At 70.3% G+C, this 19,944-nt stretch carries 23 protein-coding genes; 13 read left to right on the top strand and 10 right to left on the bottom strand.

Going from position 1 to position 19,944, the window contains the following annotated elements:
- The first annotated feature begins 13 nt into the window (after positions 1-13).
- Complete coding sequence (locus BC793_RS40125) at positions 14-1,030, top strand: potassium channel family protein (protein WP_109601851.1); 1,017 nt, start codon at positions 14-16, stop codon at positions 1,028-1,030.
- Here the strand turns inward: BC793_RS40125 and BC793_RS40130 are convergent.
- Positions 1,027-2,037 (bottom strand): 2-oxoacid:ferredoxin oxidoreductase subunit beta, encoded by a 1,011-nt coding sequence (locus tag BC793_RS40130; protein WP_109601852.1) that lies wholly within the window; start codon positions 2,035-2,037, stop codon positions 1,027-1,029. The genes BC793_RS40125 and BC793_RS40130 overlap by 4 nt on opposite strands.
- Entirely contained in the window at positions 2,030-3,895 is a 1,866-nt protein-coding gene (locus BC793_RS40135) for a 2-oxoacid:acceptor oxidoreductase subunit alpha (RefSeq protein ID WP_109601853.1), read from the bottom strand. The genes BC793_RS40130 and BC793_RS40135 overlap by 8 nt, the downstream gene beginning before the upstream one ends.
- 171 nt (positions 3,896-4,066) lie before the next feature.
- Between BC793_RS40135 and ndhC the strand changes: the two genes are divergently transcribed.
- From ndhC to BC793_RS40160, 5 genes are read left to right on the top strand one after another with little or no spacing between them, the layout of a single operon-like run.
- Positions 4,067-4,444, top strand: a complete 378-nt coding sequence (gene ndhC / locus BC793_RS40140) for an NADH-quinone oxidoreductase subunit A (RefSeq protein ID WP_109601854.1) — start codon at positions 4,067-4,069, stop codon at positions 4,442-4,444.
- Between the two features lie 54 nt (positions 4,445-4,498).
- Positions 4,499-5,023, top strand: coding sequence for a DivIVA domain-containing protein (locus BC793_RS40145; RefSeq protein ID WP_109601855.1), 525 nt, complete (start codon positions 4,499-4,501; stop codon positions 5,021-5,023).
- Complete coding sequence (locus BC793_RS40150) at positions 5,020-5,490, top strand: SRPBCC family protein (RefSeq protein WP_109601856.1); 471 nt, start codon at positions 5,020-5,022, stop codon at positions 5,488-5,490. Before BC793_RS40145 ends, BC793_RS40150 begins: the two co-directional genes overlap by 4 nt.
- On the top strand, positions 5,487-6,059 hold the full coding sequence (locus BC793_RS40155) for a DNA-3-methyladenine glycosylase I (protein WP_109601857.1): 573 nt from the start codon (positions 5,487-5,489) through the stop codon (positions 6,057-6,059). Before BC793_RS40150 ends, BC793_RS40155 begins: the two co-directional genes overlap by 4 nt.
- 4 nt (positions 6,060-6,063) lie before the next feature.
- Positions 6,064-6,570, top strand: coding sequence for a hypothetical protein (locus BC793_RS40160; RefSeq protein WP_109601858.1), 507 nt, complete (start codon positions 6,064-6,066; stop codon positions 6,568-6,570).
- Here the strand turns inward: BC793_RS40160 and BC793_RS40165 are convergent.
- Both BC793_RS40165 and BC793_RS40170 read right to left on the bottom strand, forming a co-directional pair.
- Positions 6,567-7,355, bottom strand: a complete 789-nt coding sequence (locus BC793_RS40165) for an enoyl-CoA hydratase-related protein (protein WP_109601859.1) — start codon at positions 7,353-7,355, stop codon at positions 6,567-6,569. The genes BC793_RS40160 and BC793_RS40165 overlap by 4 nt on opposite strands.
- Positions 7,352-8,146 (bottom strand): PaaX family transcriptional regulator, encoded by a 795-nt coding sequence (locus tag BC793_RS40170; RefSeq protein ID WP_109601860.1) that lies wholly within the window; start codon positions 8,144-8,146, stop codon positions 7,352-7,354. The genes BC793_RS40165 and BC793_RS40170 overlap by 4 nt, the downstream gene beginning before the upstream one ends.
- A 275-nt stretch (positions 8,147-8,421) precedes the next feature.
- Here BC793_RS40170 and BC793_RS40175 point away from each other — a divergent pair, with 275 nt between their 5' ends.
- Positions 8,422-8,589, top strand: coding sequence for a DUF3117 domain-containing protein (locus BC793_RS40175; protein WP_014447667.1), 168 nt, complete (start codon positions 8,422-8,424; stop codon positions 8,587-8,589).
- Positions 8,590-8,666: 77 nt separating this feature from the next.
- Entirely contained in the window at positions 8,667-10,073 is a 1,407-nt protein-coding gene (locus BC793_RS40180; protein ID WP_109601861.1) for a leucyl aminopeptidase family protein, read from the top strand.
- On the opposite strand, the gene BC793_RS40185 is transcribed toward BC793_RS40180, so the two are convergent.
- Complete coding sequence (locus BC793_RS40185) at positions 10,038-10,646, bottom strand: O-methyltransferase (protein WP_109601862.1); 609 nt, start codon at positions 10,644-10,646, stop codon at positions 10,038-10,040. The two genes, BC793_RS40180 and BC793_RS40185, sit on opposite strands and share 36 nt — an antisense overlap.
- A 250-nt stretch (positions 10,647-10,896) precedes the next feature.
- On the opposite strand from BC793_RS40185, the gene BC793_RS40190 reads away from it, so the two are divergent.
- Both BC793_RS40190 and BC793_RS40195 read left to right on the top strand, forming a co-directional pair.
- Positions 10,897-12,159 carry a S1C family serine protease gene (locus BC793_RS40190; protein WP_109601863.1) on the top strand — a complete coding sequence of 421 codons (1,263 nt, stop codon included), beginning with the start codon at positions 10,897-10,899 and terminating at the stop codon, positions 12,157-12,159.
- Positions 12,160-12,230: 71 nt separating this feature from the next.
- The gene (locus BC793_RS40195; protein WP_109601864.1) at positions 12,231-12,641 is read left to right on the top strand and encodes a twin-arginine translocase TatA/TatE family subunit; all 411 of its coding nucleotides are present in this window, start codon (positions 12,231-12,233) and stop codon (positions 12,639-12,641) included.
- A gap of 7 nt (positions 12,642-12,648) precedes the next feature.
- On the opposite strand, the gene BC793_RS40200 is transcribed toward BC793_RS40195, so the two are convergent.
- Genes BC793_RS40200 through BC793_RS40210 form a run of 3 tightly spaced genes read right to left on the bottom strand, consistent with a single transcriptional unit; the run spans position 12,649 to position 15,661 of the window.
- Positions 12,649-13,800 carry an Mrp/NBP35 family ATP-binding protein gene (locus tag BC793_RS40200; RefSeq protein ID WP_109601865.1) on the bottom strand — a complete coding sequence of 384 codons (1,152 nt, stop codon included), beginning with the start codon at positions 13,798-13,800 and terminating at the stop codon, positions 12,649-12,651.
- A gap of 21 nt (positions 13,801-13,821) precedes the next feature.
- A complete protein-coding gene (locus BC793_RS40205) occupies positions 13,822-14,349 on the bottom strand; it encodes a DUF1003 domain-containing protein (protein WP_109601866.1) in 528 nt (175 codons plus the stop codon).
- Positions 14,350-14,398: 49 nt separating this feature from the next.
- On the bottom strand, positions 14,399-15,661 hold the full coding sequence (locus BC793_RS40210) for a magnesium transporter MgtE N-terminal domain-containing protein (RefSeq protein WP_203896550.1): 1,263 nt from the start codon (positions 15,659-15,661) through the stop codon (positions 14,399-14,401).
- A 33-nt stretch (positions 15,662-15,694) separates the two neighbouring features.
- Between BC793_RS40210 and BC793_RS40215 the strand changes: the two genes are divergently transcribed.
- Positions 15,695-16,570, top strand: coding sequence for a PhzF family phenazine biosynthesis protein (locus BC793_RS40215; RefSeq protein ID WP_109601868.1), 876 nt, complete (start codon positions 15,695-15,697; stop codon positions 16,568-16,570).
- 151 nt (positions 16,571-16,721) lie between these two features.
- Here the strand turns inward: BC793_RS40215 and BC793_RS40220 are convergent, their stop codons facing one another.
- Complete coding sequence (locus BC793_RS40220; RefSeq protein ID WP_109601869.1) at positions 16,722-17,216, bottom strand: hypothetical protein; 495 nt, start codon at positions 17,214-17,216, stop codon at positions 16,722-16,724.
- A gap of 196 nt (positions 17,217-17,412) precedes the next feature.
- Positions 17,413-18,111, bottom strand: coding sequence for an HAD family hydrolase (locus BC793_RS40225; protein ID WP_109601870.1), 699 nt, complete (start codon positions 18,109-18,111; stop codon positions 17,413-17,415).
- 134 nt (positions 18,112-18,245) lie between these two features.
- Between BC793_RS40225 and BC793_RS40230 the strand changes: the two genes are divergently transcribed.
- Both BC793_RS40230 and BC793_RS40235 read left to right on the top strand, forming a co-directional pair.
- Positions 18,246-19,151 carry a DMT family transporter gene (locus tag BC793_RS40230; RefSeq protein ID WP_109601871.1) on the top strand — a complete coding sequence of 302 codons (906 nt, stop codon included), beginning with the start codon at positions 18,246-18,248 and terminating at the stop codon, positions 19,149-19,151.
- 80 nt (positions 19,152-19,231) lie between these two features.
- On the top strand, positions 19,232-19,864 hold the full coding sequence (locus tag BC793_RS40235) for a hypothetical protein (RefSeq protein ID WP_109601872.1): 633 nt from the start codon (positions 19,232-19,234) through the stop codon (positions 19,862-19,864).
- The last annotated feature ends 80 nt before the right edge of the window (positions 19,865-19,944 follow it).

Raw genomic sequence — 19,944 nt, forward strand, 5'->3', positions numbered from 1 at the left:
TGCGAGCTGTTCCATGATTCATCTACCTCTGGTCCGGCAGGGACCGTTACGGGCCCTCGGGGTCCGTTTGTTGATGGCGACCTCCCTGGTGCTGCTCGCGGTCGGGGTGATCTACATCGACCGGGACGGCTACCGGGACGTCAACGAGGACGGCCTCACCCTGCTCGACTGCTTCTACTACGCGGTCGTCTCGCTCTCCACCACCGGCTACGGCGACATCACGCCGGAGACCCAGTCGGCCCGGCTGGTGAACGTCCTGTTCATCACGCCCGCCCGGGTCCTCTTCCTGATCATCCTGGTCGGCACCACACTGGAGGTGCTGACCGACCAGTACCGCAAGGGCCTTCGGGTCAGCCGGTGGAGGCGCAAGTTGAAGGACCACGTGATCATCTGCGGCTACGGCACCAAGGGCCGGGCCGCGGTCGCCGCGCTGCTGGAGACGGGGTATGACAAGGCCCGGATCGTCATCGTGGAGAACCGGGAGGTCGGTGTCCGGCAGGCCGCGGCCAGTGGTTTCGTCGTCATCGAGGGTGATGCGACCCGGTCGTCGGTGCTGAACGAGGCGGATGTGAAGAACGCCAAGTCGGTCATCATCGCCACCGACCGGGACGAGTCGTCGGTGCTGATCACGTTGACGGTGCGCCAGTTGACGGCCGGCCAGGTGCGGATCATCGCGGCGGTCCGCGAGCAGGAGAACGCCGCCCTGCTGAAGCAGAGCGGCGCCCATCACGTGATCGTGTCGTCGTCGACGGCGGGCCGGCTGCTGGGCCTGACGACGACCGCGCCGCCGCTGATCGACGTGGTGGAGGATCTGCTGACCCCCGGTCAGGGCATGGCGCTGGCGATGCGGTCGGCGGAGCGGGCCGAGGTGGGCCGCAATCCGCGGGAGCTGCCGACCCTGGTGGTGGCGCTGATCCGCCGGGGCAAGGTCCTGCCGCTCGGTGGCGAGCAGATCGTCACGATCGAGACCGGCGACCTGCTCGTCTACATCCGCGACGACGAGTCCGTCCCCAGCGGGGTCAGCTTCTAGATGATCGTCCAGGTGTCCCCGCTGCCGAGAAGCTGATCGAGCATCTCCTCGGGGGTGCCGGTGGCCTGCGCCTGCGCGTCGAGCACCTGTTTGCGGACGATCTCGTCGTAGGACGGGCGCTGGACGTTACGGAACACGCCGATCGGTGTGGTGTTCAGATCCGAGCCGGAGAGGCGGCTGAGCGCGAACGCGTAGGCCGGGTCGTCCACGGTCGCGTCGTGGATGATCGGCGTGCCACCCTCCTGGACCTTCAGACCGAAACTGCCCTCCGGGTGTACGACGTTGAGGTTCCCGACGGTGATCGGCTGGCCCTGCTCGAGCCGGATCAGGTGCTGGTCGCGGGTGTCGGAGTCCTTGATCAGGTCGAAGGCGCCGTCGTTGAAGATGTTGCAGTTCTGGTAGATCTCGACGAACGCGGAGCCCTGATGCTCGGCCGCCGCCCGCAGCACCGACTGCAGGTGCCTGGCGTCCGAGTCGATGGTCCGGGCGACGAACGTGGCCTCGGCACCCAGCGCCAGCGAGAGCGGGTTGAACGGCGTGTCCGCCGAGCCGGTCGGCGTCGACTTGGTGATCTTGCCGATTTCCGAGGTCGGCGAGTACTGACCCTTGGTGAGGCCGTAGATCCGGTTGTTGAACAGCAGGATCTTCAGGTTCACGTTGCGCCGGAGGGCGTGGATCAGGTGGTTGCCGCCGATCGACAGCGCGTCGCCGTCGCCGGTCACCACCCAGACGTTCAGGTCGGGGCGGGACGCCGACAGGCCGGTCGCGATCGCCGGGGCGCGCCCGTGGATGGAGTGCATCCCGTACGTGTTCATGTAGTACGGGAACCGCGACGAACAGCCGATCCCGGAGACGAAGACGATCTTCTCGCGCGGGATGCCCAGTTCCGGCATGAACCGCTGCATCGCCGCGAGGATCGAGTAGTCACCGCAGCCGGGACACCAGCGGACCTCCTGATCGGACTTGAAGTCCTTGGCGGTCAGTTTCAGAGCGACCGTCTCAGCCATTCTTGACCACGTCCTCCAGCATGCTCTCCAGCGTCGCCGCGGTGAACGGCAGGCCGCTGACCTGGTTGAACGAAACCGCGTCGACAAGGTATCGGGATCGGATCACGGCGGCCAGCTGGCCGAGGTTCATCTCCGGGATCACGACCTTGTCGTAGCCGGCGAGCACCTCGCCGAGGTTCGCGGGGAGCGGCGACAGGTGCCGCAGGTGCGCCTGCGCGATGGTGAGGCCACGCTGGCGCAGCGCCCGGCAGGCGGCCCCGATCGGCCCGTAGGTGGAGCCCCAGCCGAGCACCAGCACCCGGGCACCCTCGGACGGGTCCTCGACGTCCAGCTCGGGCACCGGGATGGCGTCGATGCGGGCCTGCCGGGTGCGGACCATGAATTCGTGGTTCGCCGGGTCGTACGAGATGTCACCGGTCTTGTCGGCCTTCTCCAGACCCCCGATGCGGTGCTCCAGGCCGGGCGTTCCGGGCACGGCCCACGGCCGCGCCATCGTCTCCGGATCACGGAGGTACGGCAGGAAGCGCCCGTCGGGGGTGTTGGGCGCCGCGGCGAACGAGACCCGCAGATCGGGCAGCTCGTCCACGGACGGCAGGAGCCACGGCTCCGAGCCGTTGGCCACGTAGTTGTCGGACAGCAGGATCACCGGGGTGCGGTAGGTCAGCGCGATCCGGGCCGCCTCCAGCGCCGCGTGGAAGCAGTCGGACGGTGACTTGGGCGCGATCACCGCGAGGGGCGCCTCGCCGTGCCGGCCGAACAGCGCCATGTTGAGGTCGGCCTGCTCGGTCTTGGTCGGCATGCCGGTCGACGGGCCGGCCCGCTGCACGTCGACGACCACCAACGGCAGTTCGAGGGCGATGGCGAGCGAGATGGTCTCGCCCTTGAGGGCCACGCCGGGGCCGGAGGTGGTGGTGACACCGAGTGCCCCGCCGTAGGAGGCTCCGAGCGCCGCCCCGATCGCCGCGATCTCGTCCTCGGCCTGCATCGTGGTGACGCCGAACCGCTTGTGCTTGGACAGCTCGTGCAGGATGTCGGAGGCCGGGGTGATCGGGTAGGCGCCGAGGAACAGCGGCAGTTTCGAGCGCACCGCGGCGGCCACCAGCCCGAGCGCGAGCGCCTGGTTGCCGGTGATGTTGCGGTAGGTGCCGGCCGGCATCTTCGCCGGCTTGATCTCGTAGCGCACCGAGAACGCCTCGGTGGTCTCGCCGTAGTTCCACCCGGCCCGGAACGCCTCCTTGTTCGCCGTGACCAGGTCGGGCCGCTTGGCGAACTTGCGCTCCAGGAACCGCAGCGTCGACTCGTACGGCCGCGAGTACATCCAGCTGAGCAGCCCCAGCGCGAACATGTTCTTGGCGCGCTCGCCGTCCTTCTTCGAGACGCCGCTCTCGGCCAGCGCGCCTACGGTCAGGGAGGTGAGGGCCACCGGGTGCACCGCGAACCCGTCGAGTGAGCCGTCCTCCAGGGGACTGACGGCGTAACCGACCTTGGTCAGGTTGCGGCGGGTGAACTCGTCGGTGTTGACGATGATGTCGGCCCCGGCGGGCAGGTCGGCCACGTTGGCCTTGAGTGCCGCCGGGTTCATCGCCACCAGTACGTCCGGCGCGTCGCCGGGGGTCAGGATGTCGTAGTCGGCGAAGTGCACCTGAAAGCTGGAGACCCCGGGCAGGGTCCCGGCTGGTGCGCGGATCTCCGCCGGGAAGTTCGGAAGCGTCGAGATGTCGTTGCCGAGTTGTGCGGTCTCCGACGTGAACCGGTCGCCGGTGAGCTGCATGCCGTCGCCGGAGTCGCCGGCGAAACGGATGACCACCCGGTCCAGTTGCTCGACTCGCTTCTCGACTCGCTTCTCGGGAGCGGCCACGATTCAACCTCCAAAAGGCGCGGTCGGCTGCGTCACGAGCGTCGATGAGCCGGCCCGCTGATCGTCACTTCCACACTACGTCGCCACCCCTTACGAAGGGGCCCCGGACCGTTGCCCACAGTAGCTATCGGGTATCGGACGGGCCAGTGCTCTTCGGTAGGCTGCACGATCGTGGAGGGATATCTGGGCTCGTATGCGCTTCTCGGTCTCGTCCTGGCCGCCGGTGTGCTGCTGTTCGTCGCCGCGTTCGGTGCGAACCGGCTGCTCCGGCCGGGCCGTCCGGCGGAACCGGCGGGCAAGCGGATCTCCTACGAGAGCGGCATCGATCCGGTCGGGGGCGACTGGGCGCAGGCGCAGATCCGGTATTACGTGTACGCGTACCTTTATGTCCTTTTCGCTGTTGAGGCGGTTTTTCTCTTCCCGTGGGCGCTGATCTTCGATCGTCCCGGTTTCGGCGGTCTCTCCATCGCGGAGATGGGCATCTTCGTCGCGGTGCTCGCGCTCGGCATCCTCTACGCCTGGCGCAAGAAGATCCTCAGCTGGACCTGAACCAGACGGGTGGCGGTCTCGCCTCCGGAAAGCGGACATGTCAACATCGTGCGCATGGGTCAGCTTCTCCTCTTCATCGTCGTGGCTCTGGTCGTCGCGACGATCGTCTTCGGCGTGACCGTGTTGCTGAGCGGCAGCGACCCCGGGCTGACCCCGGTCGAGCCCGACGGCCGTGCGGTCCCGCTGCCCGGCGACCGTCCCCTCGGCGAGGAGGACATCTCCCGGACCAGGTTCGACACCGTCTGGCGGGGCTACCGGATGGCACAGGTCGACCAGGCGCTCCAGCGGGCGGCGTACGACATCGGCTACAAGGGCGAGCTGATCGGCGTGCTGGAGGCCGAGGTGGCCGCCCTGCGCGCCGGCCGGACCGACGAGGCCGACGCGCTGCGCCGGGCCCGTGAGGCGGCGCTCGCCCCGGCCGCCGCCGTCCCGCCCGTGCCGGAGCCGGCGATCATCCCGATGGAGCCGTCCGCCGACGACTCGGCCACGAACGGCGACTCCGCCGGCGGGTCCTCCACGAACGGCGACTCCGCGGGCGGGTCCTCCGCCAAGGAACAGGAGCCGGTGGAGAAACGATGAGCAACGACTCGGAGGCGGGACCAGGTGAGTTCACCGCCACGGTGATCGTCAACGCGCCCGCGCCCAAGGTCTTCTCCGCGTTCATGAACTGGGAGAAGCAGTCCGAGTGGATCCCGTTCACCCGGGTCCGGGTGGTCGAGGGCGACGGTGGCGAGGGCAGTCTCGTCGAGGCGGTCACCACGTTGGGCCCGGCGACACTCCGCGACGAGCTGCGCGTGGTCAAGGTCAACGCGCCGTACGAGGTGCGCGTCGTGCACTGCGGCAAGGTGCTGAAGGGCCCGGGTGCGATGCGCTGCACCGCGATGTCCGGCGACCGTACCCAGGTGGTCCTGCACGAGTGGTTCCAGCTGCCGGCCGGCGCGGTCGGCAAGATCGCCTGGCCGGTGTTGTGGCCGGGGTCGAAACTGGGCTTCACCGGCGCGCTCAGACGATTCGCCCGCCTCGTCGAGCAGGGCCGTCTTCCGTGACCGACGACGGCCTCGTGATCGGTGCCGACGGCCGCCCCCGCTGCTCCTGGGGCGGCAGCACGCCCGACTACGCGATCTACCACGACGAGGAGTGGGGTAAGCCGGTCCGCGGCGACGACGCGCTGTTCGAGCGGCTCACCCTGGAGGCGTTCCAGTCCGGCCTGTCGTGGATCACCATCCTGCGCAAGCGGCCGGCGTTCCGGGCCGCCTTCGCCGGATTCTCGATCGCGAAGGTCGCCGAATTCACCGAGTCCGACGCCGCCCGCCTGATGGCCGACCCGGGCATCGTCCGCAACCGGATGAAGGTCGACGCGGCGCTGCACAACGCCCGGGTGGCGGTCGAGCTGGACCTGACGGAGCTGCTCTGGTCGTTCGCGCCGGCGACGAGGGACCGCCCGCGCACCCGCGCCGACGTCCCGGCCGTCACCGGAGAGTCCACCGCCATGGCGAAGGCGCTCAAGAAGCGCGGCTTCAAGTTCGTCGGGCCCACCACCGCGTACGCGTTGATGCAGGCCACCGGCATGGTCGACGACCACCTCACGGACTGCTGGGTGCCCGTGATGAGATGACACCATGGCTCAGTTCGTGGTGATCATTCCGGAAGGGCAGTGGGCGACCGAGCGGTTGTTCCAGCACGACGCGGTGACGGTGGCCTCCTCGGCCGGCCCGGCGGTCGGCGACGAGGTGCTGCTGGTCGCCGAGGATCAGGTCGTCGCCCTGACCCGGGTGGAGAAGGCAGACGGCGGCGAGCTGGCTCTGTGGTATCTGCGGCGCGCCTTCGACGAGGCGATCCCCTTCGAGGGACCGGCCGGCGCGATCGACGAGGAGACCTTCCAGCGGTACGCGCGGCGACTCGGCCCGGCCGCCGACAAGAAGCCGTGGCTGGTCAGCGTGGCCATGCCGATCGAGGCGGTGAACCCGGCGGAGGCGGTGCGGCAGTTCTGGTCGCACGTGCTGGAGCTGGGCCCGGCGGAGCTGCCCACCTACGTCTGGCCGTCCGGTGACGAGCTGGCCATGCAGGCCTTCGTCCTCGGGGCCGAGGCGAACCAGGACCCCGAGGAAGAGGACGAGGACGACTAGCGGCCCTGGTATTCGGGCTTCTGCTTGTTCAGGAAGGCGTGGACCGCGGCCTGGTGGTCCGCGGTCGCGCCGCAGATCGCCTGCGCCTGCGCCTCGGCCGCCAGCGCGTCCGACAGAGTGCCGGCGTCACCGATGGACAGCTCCCGCTTGATCGCGCCGTAGGCGATCGTCGGGCCGGCGGCCAGCCGCGCGGCCAGCTCCTGCGCCCGCGGCAGCACCTGCTCGTCGTCCTCCAGCAGCTCGGTGAGCATGCCGATGCGGGACGCCTCCTCGGCCTTCACCGGCCGGGCCAGCAGCAGCAGCTCGACGGCCCGGGCGTGACCCACGATCCGCGGCAGCGACCACGAGATGCCGCTGTCGCCGGCCAGGCCCACATTGGCGAACGCCATCAGGAAGCTGGTCTTCGGTCCGCCGATCCGGAAGTCGGCGAGCAGCGACAGCGACGCGCCCGCCCCGGCGGCCATCCCCCGCACCGCGGCGACCACCGGCTTCGGCATGCTGGACAGCCGCTGGGCGATCGGGTTGTAGTGCACCTGGACGGTGTTCAGGTCGGTCGAGCCCGCCGCGAGCAGCGTCGCGTGCTCCTTGAGATCCTGGCCGCCGCAGAAGTTGCCGCCCGCGCCGGCCAGCACGATCGCCCGGCACGACCGGTCGCTCTCCAGCTGGGCGAGGGTGTCCCGCAGCGCTTCCTTGAGGTCGACGGTGAACGAGTTCATCGCCTCGGGTCGGTTCAAGGTCAGGGTGACGACCGCATCAGTGCGGTCGACGAGCAGCGCGTCGGTCATGAGTCTGAGAATCCCACACGTCCTCCACGCGTGGCCGATTGCAGGCAACGTTCCACATGCCGGTCGGCGGCGGGGCGCAGCCGGGCCGCGTGTTTGTCGAAGAAGAGCGCGGCCTTGACGCCCGGCCAGCCCGGCGGCAGCAACGCGGTGGGCAATTGAGGATCCTGGAAGAGAAATGAGCGCCATGCGTGGACCAGGCGGAACCGGGCAGCGTAGGCCTCCTCGTCGGTGCTACGTGGAGTGACCGCCTTCATGACGGGGCGTAGGGATTCGACGAACTCCTCGTACGACCGTCCGATCCGGCCGAGGTCCCAGGCCCGTGCCACGACGTCCGAGCCGGCGGTGTGGCTGGCGCTGAACCGCACGTAGCCGACACCGGCCAGCACCGACCCGACCTCGTCGGAGGGCCTGGGCGCCACCCACACCTGATCGCTGAGCGGCCCGTAGCCCAGATAGGTGAGACGCAGCGTGTCCTGCCGCGCGACCGGCTCGTCCAGCAGGATCATGTCGAAGCGGCCGTCCCAGCCGCCGCGACCGGTCCGGTACACCCGGGCGGCCGCCTCGTCGAGCCGGCGTGCGGCCTTCGGGGTGAGCAGATATCCCGGTCCGGAGGCCAGACGTAGCGGATGCAGCCATCCCTGTCGCACCATTCGCGACACTGCGGTACGGACCGCCGGGGCCGCGATGTCGAGCGGGGCCAGCAGTCTCACGAGGGCCGCTACCGGGGCTCGGGAACCGCGAGCACGCAGGTAGTCGCCGTACAGGTCGAAGAGTGCGGACCGCGCCTGCATGACCGCACATTGTGACAGCCCGAAAGACGATATGCTAGACGCTGTCACATCCGCCCGGGCTGGGTTTGGGTTCGCCGGTGTTCATCAGGGAAAATGTTTGATCGGCACGGTGGGCCGCGACGCGTGAAGACGTGAAAACGGCCTGAGCGGGCCGCCGGTCGGAAACGAGCACCGCGTCACGTGGGGCTGAGCACGTGACGAGGCTGCTGGCATTCCAGGAGCAAGTGGCTGTGGGGTAACCCACCGACCCTGACGTAGGTCTGAGGGGAGACAAAATGGCGGCGATGAAGCCGCGGACGGGCGATGGTCCGCTGGAGGTCACCAAGGAGGGACGGGGCATCGTGATGCGCGTCCCGCTGGAAGGTGGTGGCCGTCTCGTCGTTGAGATGACTCCGGACGAGGCCAACGCGCTGGGTGACGCGTTGAAGTCGATCGCCGGCTGACGTTTCACGCGAGCCCGCCGGTACGGTACCGCCCGTACCGGCGGGCTTTCCACGTCTTACGGAAAGGTCATCCTCCCGTGTTCCACATCCGATTGACGGACGTGCCCGGCACGTCCACCAGGGTCGTCCCGGTCGGTTCCGAGCTGGACGCCGAGATGTCCGCGCTGGTCACCGCGACCGACGGGGCCGATGCCCGGGGCCGGATCACGGTGCTTCCACGCCCGCTGCGCAGCCCGGCCCGAGTGCTGCTGGCCGGCCTCGGCGACGGTGCCGAGGCGGACTGGCGGGCGGCCGGCGCCGCGGCGGTCCGGGAGGCGGCCGACGACGAGGTCCTCGAGGTCCAGTTGCCCGCCGGCGTCGCCACCGAGTCGGTGCGCGGCCTCGCGGAGGGCCTCTGGCTCGGCGGCTACCGATATCGCGACGCGCCGAAGCCGGTCCGGTCCGGCGAGGTGCGGCTCATCGTCGACAACCCGTCGGCGTACGCGGAGAGCCTCACCCGGGCGCAGATCGCGGCCCGTGCCGCCTGGCTCGCGCGGGACCTGACCAACACGCCGTCGTCACTGAAGAACCCGGAGTGGTTCGCCGCGCAGATCGTCGCCGAGGCCGCGACACGCCCGGGCTTGACCGTCTCGGTTCGCGCCGGTGACGAGCTGGCCCGGTTCGGTGGCCTGCTGGCGGTCGGCGGTGGTTCGGTGTCACCGCCCCGGTTCGTCGAACTGTCCTGGCAGCCGCCCGGTGCGACCCTCCACGTGGTCCTGGTCGGCAAGGGCATCACGTTCGACACCGGCGGCATCTCGATCAAGCCGCGTGACGGCATGAAGCTGATGAAGAAGGACATGGGCGGGGCGGCCGCCGTGGTCGCCGCGACCCTCGGTGCCGCCGACCTGGATCTTCCGGTACGGGTGACCGCGCTGACCCCGCTGGCCGAGAACGCGGTGAGCGGCTCCGCCTTCCGTCCCGGTGACGTGATCACCCACTACGACGGCTCGACCAGTGAGAACACGAACTCCGACGCGGAGGGCCGGATCGTGCTGGCCGACGCGCTCGGCTACGCGGCCGACGTGCTGCACCCCGATCTGGTGATCGACCTGGCCACCCTGACCGGGGCGAACGCGGTCGCCCTCGGCAAGCGCACCGCCGCCCTGTTCAGCCCGGACGACCAGCTCGCCGCGGCGCTGACCGCGGCCGGAGCGGCGGCCGGTGAGCTGATGTGGCGGCTCCCGCTCTCCGACGACTACCTGGACAACCTGCACAGCGACATCGCCGACCGGATCAGTGCACCGGCCGGGCCGGGCTCGGTGATGGCCGCCCTGTTCCTGCGCGACTTCTTCGGTGACGTCCGCTGGGCCCACCTGGACATGTCCGCCCCGAGCTGGGCCGAGTCGCACGACCTGGAGCTGACCAAGGGCGCCACCGGCTGGGGCGCCCGGACGCTGCTCAATTACCTGTCAGCACTTGACGGCGGCGAGCAGCCCGGCGCCTGACGGGATCACCGCCTGGATCCACTCGTCGGACTCGCGGATCGCCTTCAGCATCTCCCGGACGGTGAGGGTGTCCACGTCGCGGGCGGACGGGTCGCTGATCCGGCCGTTCGCGTGTGCGCCGTTCACGATCAGCACCCCGCCCGGCCGGAGCAGGCGCTGGGCGGCCTCGGTGCAGGCGGCGAACTCGGTGGTGTCGGCGTCCACGAAGATCAGGTCGTAGGCGCCGTCCGCGAGCCGGGGCAGCACGTTGAGGGCGCGGCCGCTGATGATCCGGGTACGCGACGGCGCGTACCCCGCCTCCTGGAAGATCCGCCGGGCGATCCGCTGGTGCTCGTGCTCGACGTCGATCGTGGTGAGGACCCCGTCCGGGCGCATCCCGCCGAGCAGCCAGATGCCGCTCACCCCGGTCCCGGTGCCGATCTCGACGACCGCCTTGGCGCTGCCCGCGGCGGCCAGCAGACGCAGCACGGAGCCCGCGCCGGGGGAGACACAGGGCAGGCCGAGCTCGTGGGCGAGGGCGCGGGCGGTCTGGAGGACCGTGTCCTCGGTGGCGTAGGTCTCGGCGAACGGCATTGACTGCGCCGCCTGCTGACCGAATGAACGAGCAGGACCGATGATGACGACCTCCGTACGGCAAGGGATGCCCGCGGCCGAACCGCGCACATCGGATAAGAGAGTAGAGCGATGTTCTCCGGTGATGCACTGCGCCGTCGATGGATAAACAACCCACTCGGCGCAGGTGCGGACCCGTGGCAAGGTGTGAACCGGTGGATCCGTGTCATCCTGGAGGCGCGGAGCCGGCTAGCGGAGTGGAGGCACCGACGTGACCGACGGCTGGAACTGGAGCCGGCCACCGACGTCCTCTGCGTACCCGGTGCCCGGTGAGCCGCAGCAGCCGTCGCCGTGGTGGTCGGGGGGACAGGCCGATCCCTGGCGTGATCCGTACGCACCGTCGGCGGTGGTCCTGCCGACGCCGCAATCCACCGGCGGCGCGCCGCTGGAGACCCCGCCCAACCCGGACGCGCCACGCCGGTCGTTCGCCCCGATCCTGATGATCTGTCTGGTGACCGCCCTGCTCGCGGGCGGTGTCGGCGGCACGCTCGGCTTCCTCTTCGCGATCAAGGGCGGCTACGCCGAGGGCGGCCGCACCCAGCTCGGGGCATCCGGCCAGGGCGTCCCGGAGTCCGCCCAGCGGGCTCCCGAGTCGGCCGGCGGAGTGGTCGAGCGGGTCCAGCCGAGTGTCGTGACGGTCCGGGTCAGCGGGGCCATCGGGTCCGGTTTCGTGGTCTCCACGGAGGGCTACGTGATCACCAACGACCACGTGGTCGAGGGCGCCGACGACACCCTGTCGGTCTCCTTCCACGACGGCTCCACGGCTGCCGCGACGCTTGTCGGGCGCGACCCGGAGTCCGACCTCGCAGTGATCAAAGTCGCAAAAGAGGGCCTGATCCCGGTCACGTTGGGAAACTCCGACGAGATCGCTGTCGGTGACCCGGTGCTTGCTTTCGGTTCACCGCTGGCGCTGGTCAACACCGTGACCGCCGGCATCGTGAGCGCCCTGGACCGCACCATCCAGGCCGGCGAGGAGACCGGGACCCGGCGCTACTACGCGGCCATCCAGACCGACGCCGCCGTCAACCAGGGCAACTCCGGCGGCCCTCTGGTCGACGGTGCCGGCCGGGTCGTCGGGGTCAACTCGGTGATCCGCTCGGTCGGGGGTACGACCGCCGAGGCCGGCAACATCGGCCTCGCCTTCGCCATCCCGATCAACCAGGCGAAGCGGATCGCCGAGGACATCATCGACACCGGCAAGGCCCGGCGCACCGTGATCGGTGCCGAGGTGATGACCGGGGAGTCGGCCACCGGCGCGCGGCTGCAGTCGGTGCAGCCGGCCGGCCCGGCCGCAGGTGCCGGCCTGAAGGCCGGTGACGTGATCACCAAGCTCGACGGGCGCCCCCTGGAGGACGGCATCGGCCTGATCGCCATGGTCCGGAAATACGCCCCGGGCTCGGTCGTCGCCGTCGAATACCGGCGGGGCAGCAAGACCGCATCGGCCTCGGTGACCCTGGCCGCGGACACCAACTGACGGACCCGGGCGGGCTGCGTTCGCACAGGGAGCGTGCGTAGGCTTGGCGCGGGAAGCCTGGGAGGCCGGACGTGTTCGAGAATCTGAACTGGTGGGAGATCGGCGCACTGCTCATGCTTGCGCTGCTGATCTTCGGGGAGCGGCTGCCCAAGGTGATCGGCGACGGGCTGCGCATGCTGCGCGGGCTGCGCAACATGGCGCAGGGTGCGACCGCCGATCTGAGCCGTGAGCTGGGCACCGACATCCGGCTGGAAGATCTGCACCCGAAGGCGTTCATCCGTAAGCACCTGCTCAGCGAGGAGGACGAGCAGGCGCTGCGCAAGCCTCTGCAGACGCTCTTCGACGACGTGAAGCAGGACCTCAACGGGGTCAAGAGCGAGCTCGACGACGTCGCCGCGGCCGTCGACATCCGCAAGAGCAGCGCGCCGGCCGAGAAAGCCGCTGAGGCTTCCCGACCGGCGTACGACCTCGACGCGACCTGAGCCGCTACTAACCGCGCTTGGCGTTGACCATGAGGCCCAGGGGCTTGCCGACCAGCGACTCGCGGCGGACCGCCAGCTTGTCGGCGACCCCGTCGAGAGCCTTGGCGGCCGGCGACTCCGGGTCGGCCAGCACGATCGGGGTCCCGTCGTCGCCGGCCTCACGGACCCGGGTGTCCAGCGGGATCTGACCCAGCAACGGAACCCGGGCGCCGATCGTCTTGGACAGCGAGTCGGCCACCGTCTCCCCACCGCCCGCGCCGAAGACCTCCATGCGCGAACCGTCCGGCAGCTCCAGCCACGACATGTTCTCCACCACACCGACCAGCCGCTGATGTGTCTGGAGGGCGATCGCGCCGGCCCGCTCGGCGACCTCGGCGGCGGCCATCTGCGGGGTGGTGACGACCAGGATCTCCGCGTTCGGCAGGAGCTGGGCCAGAGAGATGGCCACGTCACCGGTGCCCGGCGGCAGGTCGAGCAACAGCACGTCCAGGTCGCCCCAGTAGACGTCGGCGAGGAACTGCTGGAGCGCCCGGTGCAGCATCGGGCCACGCCAGACCACCGCGGCGTTGCCCGCGGTGAACATGCCGATCGAGATGACCTTCACACCGTGCGACTGCGGCGGCATGATCATTTCCTCGACGCGGGTCGGCCTGCCCTCGACGCCGAGCATCCGCGGCACCGAGTGGCCGTAGATGTCCGCGTCGATCACACCGACCGACAGGCCCCGCTTGGCGAGCGCCGCGGCCAGGTTCACGGTGACGCTGGACTTGCCGACACCACCCTTGCCGCTGGCCACCGCATACACCCTCGTCCGGGAACCCGGCTGGGCGAACGGGATGACCGGCTCGGCGGAGGCACTGCCCCCGCGGAGGGTGGTCTGCAGCGCCTTACGCTGTTCCTCGCTCATCACCCCGAAGTTGATCTCGACCCGGTCGATACCGGGGATCTTCGTGACGGCGGCGGTGATGTCGTTGGTCAGCTTGTCCCGCAGCGGACAGCCGGCGACGGTGAGCAGCAGATCGACCTTGACCAGGCCTTCGCTCACAGTGAAGCCCGAGACCATGCCGAGGTCGGTGATCGGGCGGCGAATCTCGGGGTCGTCCACGGTCGCCAGAGCGGCCTGGATGGCGTCCTCGAGCGTGGATGCAGGAGCGGACATGCAGCCCATGCTACGTCGAGGTCAGGAGCGGTCCTCTTCCCAGTCCATACGAGCCCGCTTCTCCCGCCGCAACGCCGCCTCATCCAGTTCATCGGCCAGCCGGGACAGTTCCGAACGCAGGAAGTCCCTGGTCGCGACCTCGCCGAGAGCGATCCGCAGAGCGGCGATCTCCCGGGTCAGGAACTCGGTGTCGGCCTTCTGCATCGCCGCGCGACGTCGATCCTCGTCCATGGCGAGCCGGTCACGGTCGGCCTGCCGGTTCTGCGCCAGCAGGATCAACGGCGCGGCGTACGACGCCTGCAACGACAGGATCAGGGTGAGGAACTGATGCGGGTACTCGTCGAAGCGCAGACGTCCCGACGGCGCGAGGTGGTTCCACGCGAACCAGGCGGCGATCACCACCGTCATGTAGACGATGAACTTCGCCGTGCCCATGTACCGGGCGATGCTCTCCGACCAGCGGCCGAACGCCTCCGGATCGAATTTCGGCAGCTGTACCCGTCCCGGCTCGCGCGGTTGGTCGAGCCGGTCCCTGCGCTGCTCGCTCACGTCGTCCCCTCGTGGTGGGCGTCCCGGTCACGCCGGTCTCCGCGCTCGCTCACACGGCCCCCTCGTCGTGGGCGTCCCGGTCACGCCAGTCCCGGGGCAGCGAATGGTCCAGTACGTCGTCGACGGTGACCGCGCCCAGCAGCCGGTTCGTCGAGTCCACCACCGGCATCGCCACCAGGTCGTACGTCGCCATCCGCTGGGTGATCTCGAGCAGCCCGGTCTCGGTCCGCAGCGGATCGATCCCGCTGTCCACCAGCCCGCCCACGATCGACGCCGGCGGCTCGCGCAACAGTCGCTGGAAGTGCACCATGCCCAGATACTTACCCGTCGGCGTGGCGGCCGGAGCGCGGGCCACGAAGACCTGCGCGGCGACCACCGGCGACAGCTCCGGGTTGCGGATCCGGGCCAGCGCCTCGGCGACCGTGGTGTCCGGGGTGAGGATCACCGGCTCCGAGGTCATCACACTGCCCGCGGTCCCCGGCCGGTAGTTCATCAGCTGCCGCACCGGGGCCGCCTCCTCCGGCTCCATCAGGTCGAGCAGCACCGCCTGCTCCGTCTTCGGCAGCTCGGCCAGCAGGTCGGCGGCGTCGTCCGGGTCCATCCGCTCCAGCACGTCCGCGGCGCGTTCCCGGTCCAGCCCGGCCAGGATCTCCACCTGGTCGTGCTCGGGCAGCTCCTCCAGCACGTCGGCGAGACGCCGGTCGTCCAGCGCCGCCGCCACCTCGTTGCGCCGGGCGTCCGGGAGGTCCTGCAGGGCGTTCGCCATGTCGGCCGGGCGCATCTGGTCGAGCAGGGCGATCAGGTTCGCGGTGCCCTGCGTCTCGGTGGGGCCGATCAGACCGCGCACCCGGTCGAACTCGGCCTGATAGACGTGCCCGCGCCGGGTCAGCCGGCTGTGCTCCCGGACCGCCACCCGAGTGATGATCCACTCGGTGTTCCGGTTCAGCTCCATGCCGATGTCCAGCACCGTACCCGCGTGGTCGCGCCCCTCGTCGTGCTCCGGCACCACCGTCACCCGCCGATCCAGCAGATCCTCCAGCACCAGCAACTCGTTCTGCCGCTTCTCGAACCGCCGCAGATTCAGCGAGCCGGTGCCGAGCACGACCGCCTCCGCGTCCATGCTGGTGACCCGCCCGATCGGCAGGAAGATCCGGCGGCGCAGGGCCATCTCGGCGACCAGGCCGACGACCTGTGGCGGCCGGTTCGTGGTGCGCAGCCGGACGACGGCGTCACGAACCCGCCCGACACGGTCGCCGTTCGGGTCGAACACCGGAAGACCGGCGAGGCGGGCCAGGTAAACCCTCGTCCCCATGGTCACGACCTCAGACTAGGTTAGGGTCCGGACATGTCCGGAGTGGCGTACGAGATCGTCGACGTGTTCACGGACCGGCCCTTCGCCGGCAACCCGCTGGCCGTGGTGTTCGGCGGCGCCGGTCTGGCCACCGATCAGATGCAGGCGCTGGCGCGAGAGTTCAACCTATCGGAGACGGTTTTCCTGCTCCCACCGGTGACCGCCGGGGCCACCCACCGCGTCCGGATCTTCACGCCGACGTCCGAACTGCCGTTCGCCGGCCATCCCAGCGTCGGTTCGGCGGTCACCGCGATGCGGCGCGGTCTCCTCGAAGCCGGCGAGGTGGTCCAGGAGTGCGGCGCCGGCCTGCTGCCGATCACGGTGACCGCGGCGGGTGCGGCCACCCTCACCGGTGCCGCGCCCATGCTGGGCGAGCCCCTCGACCCGGCGCCTCTGCTCGCTGCGGCGGGCCTCACGGCCGCCGACTTCGCGGGCGACGGCGTGGCTGCCCCGCGCGCGGCAGGCTGTGGTCTCGACTGGATCTTCCTTCCGGTACGCCGGGAGGCGCTCGCCCGGGTACGCGTCGACCCGCGGGCCGCCGAGGAGGCGGGCTGTGCCGACCTGAGCGTGTTCGCCTGGTCGGGCACCGAGGCCCACGCCCGCGTCTTCTCCTCGACCTGGACCGTCGACGAGGACCCGGCCACCGGATCGGCCGCACTGGCCCTCGGCGTGTGGCTGGTGGCCGCCGGATGGCTGCCGCCGGACGGCCTCTCCACCTACCGCATCCACCAGGGCGTGGAGATGAAACGCCCGTCCCGCCTCGACTGCACGGTCACCGCCACCGCCGGCACCGCCGTCACCACGACCGTCACCGGCCACGTCTGGCCGGTAGCCACCGGCGAGATAGCCATCCCCCCATTCATCGGCTGACCCACCCACCCCTCACCCCCGGCTGGCTCCCACCGCTGTCTCAACGTCCCTGAGACAGCGGTGGCGTCCAGCCGGAGGGATGCGGCTGGTTCTCACCGCTGTCTCGGCGTCTCGGAGACAGCGGTGAGAGCCAGCCGGATGAGAGCTTGGGTCAGCGCTTGGTGACCCGGTGGAGGCGGAACGGGCGGCGGGTCTCGACCCGGGCCGGGGTCTCGCGAGGCGGCTCGGCGTGCGACTCGGCCGGCAGGTCCCCGGAACCGACCGCGGTCTCGGCCACCGGGGTGAGCCGGACCAGGGCACAGCCGTCGGCGGCCCAGCGGGCGACCAGGTCGTCAGCGGTGCCGGTGGCGTTGAGGCGCTTGCCGGCCAGTGCGGGCGCGATCTCGTTCCACTCCTCGGAGCCCGGGACCAGACGGGTCACCGTCATCGCGGACTCCACGATCAGGCCGCCGTGATCACCGCGCAGCCGGACGGTGGCATGCTGCGCCTCGGCCAGCCCGGGAGCGAACTGCTCACCCGGCCCGCTGATCACCGCCAGCGAGGCCTCCACCGGCATGCACCAGAGGGCGTAGGCCGGCCCGTCCCCGACGGAGATCCAGGCGATGGCCGCCTTCTTGATCGCCTCATCCAGCACCGCAGAGCTCACCGGGTCATCCTCCCACGGCTCCGGCTGGTCCTCACCGCTGTCTCCGGGCGCGCGAGACAGCGGTGGGAGCCAGCCGGTGACCAGGCAGCCGGCCCGGCGGCCGCGTTGGTGGGCGGGACCACCCGTGTACCTCGCGTGGTGGCCCCGGTGCGCCGTGGGCTGCGGTCGGTCGGCCTCTGGCCGTACGGAAGCGGCATCAGACCAGTGCGGGGACCGGGTCCAGGAGGGCCAGGACCTCGGTGAGGGATCGCACCGTTCGCCCCGCGAAGTTGGTGTCGGCGTCGAAGACCAGGTGGTTGGCGAGGTCGGGAGCGGCGAGCCGGACCGGGGTCATGCCGACGGCCGCGGCGCCGGTCAGCTCGTGGCTGCCGCCGTCGCCGACGTAGAGGCAGTCCTCCGGGCCGACGCCGAGCCGGTCGCACGCGGCCAGGTAGATCTTCGGGTCCGGTTTGCAGACACCCAGCTCGACCGAGTAGATCTGAGCGTCCAGCAGCGGGGCCACCGGGAGACCGGGCAGGAAGGCGGGGAGTTCGTGGGTGCAGTCGCTGATGAGTGCGGTGCGCACGCCCCGGCTTCGGATGGCGGTCAGGGCGCTGACCGCTTCCGGTCGCAGCTGCGTGTCGGCGCGGAGGGCGTCGACGCGGGCCGGCATGGCGGCGCGGATGGCGCCGGGGCGTGGCCGGCCCCCGGCCTGCTCGATGACCCAGCGCAGGGTGGCCTCGGCGGAGCCGTATCGGCCGCAGGCGCGGGCCCGGAAGGTGCGGTCGAGGACGCCGGTGACGGCCTCGGGATCGGCGCCGAGGGACCGGGCGATCGCCGCGTGCTGGGGGCCACGCTGGACAGACCGGGTCAAGGTGCCGAAAAAGTCAAACACGACCGCACGGTACGCGGGCATGTATATCGTCCTCCAGGACATCGAGGGATGGAAACGGGCGGTAAGCCGTCGGTGACTGTAGCGAGTCCGTCACTGTCAGCCAATAGACAGTTACCAAGTGCACTGGCCGACTGCGCAAGAAGCGATGGCCGGGGATGAATGTGCGTTCATCGGCTCAAGTGGCCGCGCCGACGGCGGTCGCGCTGACCGTCGCGGTGCTGGCCGTCTCGTCATCGGCGCCGCTCATCGCGTTCGCGGCCGCCCCGGCGCTGGCGATCGCGTTCTGGCGCAACAGCCTCGCCGCCCTGGTGCTCACCCCGGTCGCGCTGGGTCCGCGCCGGGTCGAGGTGCGCCGGGCGGTCCGCGGCCCGGCCGGAGTGTTCAGCGTGCTGGCCGGCCTCGCGTTGACGGCGCATTTCGCCACCTGGATGCCGAGTGTGCAGCTCGGCTCGGTGGTCACCGCGACGGCGCTGGTCGCGACCCAGCCGGTGTGGCAGGGCCTGATCGCGGCGGCGCAGGGACGCCGCCCGTCGACGGCCGGCTGGCTGGGCATCGGGCTGGCCGTGGCGGGCGCCGCCTGGGCGACAGGTGTGGATCTCGGAGTGTCCTCGCAGGCCGTCCTCGCCGATGTGCTGGCGCTGCTCGGGGCACTCGCGGCGGCGGTGTACACGGCGCTCGGCGAGCGGACCCGCGCCGAGTTGAGCACCACCACGTACACCTGGATCTGCTACGGCACGTGTGCGGTGCTGCTACTCGGGATCTGCCTGGCCTTCGGCATCGACCTGACCGGCTACAACACCCAGACCTGGGCGGCGATCCTGGCTCTCGTCGTGGGCGCTCAGCTGCTCGGGCATTCGATGTTCAACTACGCGCTCCAGCACACCTCGGCGACCACGGTCAGCGTGCTGATCCTCCTGGAGGTGCCGGGTGCGGCGTTCCTGGCCTGGTGGTGGCTGGGTCAGGTCCCACGGGCCGAGTCGCTGCCGGGGCTGGTGCTCCTGGTGTCGGGGGTCGCGGTGTTCATTCTCGGTCAGGCCTCTTTCAAGCTAATTCGTCGTTGAGGTGGCGGATCCTCCCGGTCGATGGCGGAACGTCGACAGTTGCCGCTCGTTGTCCCGGGCGGGTATTGAAGGGGGATGCGATGTATCGCGAACGAGTGGTCCGGCTGCTCCTCGCCGGGGCGCTCGTCATGACGGCTCCCGGCTGCGCCTCCGACGACGACGCGGATCCGTCGCAGCCGGCCGGTCCGGCCGGCGGCTGGCGGACGGCGGGTTGCGAATTCAGTCGCCCGCCCCATTTCACGACGCTCGGTTCCCGGCGGCTCCCGGCGACGCCGCCGCGGCTCGCCGCCGCGATGGAACGGATCGACCGGGGCGGGCGTGAGCGGTTCGCCGACAGCTTCGCGGGCCTCGAGGTCGATCAGGCGAGGGTACGGGCAATCGTGTACCGGGTCCCCTCGGAGGCTTTCGACGCCTTCATCCGGAGCAGTGCCGAGGACAGCTGCATCGTGGTACGGAACGCCGCGCACGGAGTGGCGGAGCTCACCGAGTGGCACGATCGGGTGGTCGCCGACCTGCCGTACTGGTCGGCACAGGGCATCCAGATCGCCACGGTGGGTAGTCGGCACGATGGCGCGGGCGTCGAGATCGGCACCCTCGATCTGGAGAAGACGCGCCGTGCCTTCCACTCACGCTACGGTGACGGAGCCCCGTTGGTGCTGGTCGAAGAGGGTCCGGTGCGACCGTTGAAGGTCGATCCGCCGCGACTTCCGTGACGGTTCCCGGGGTGTCGGGTGGCGGCCGCCGGGAACGCCACAGTGACACGATGTTTGCCCCGGCTTGCCCGAGCAGGCAG

The organism is Actinoplanes xinjiangensis (assembly GCF_003148685.1).
In the GTDB taxonomy this organism is placed as follows: domain Bacteria; phylum Actinomycetota; class Actinomycetes; order Mycobacteriales; family Micromonosporaceae; genus Actinoplanes; species Actinoplanes xinjiangensis.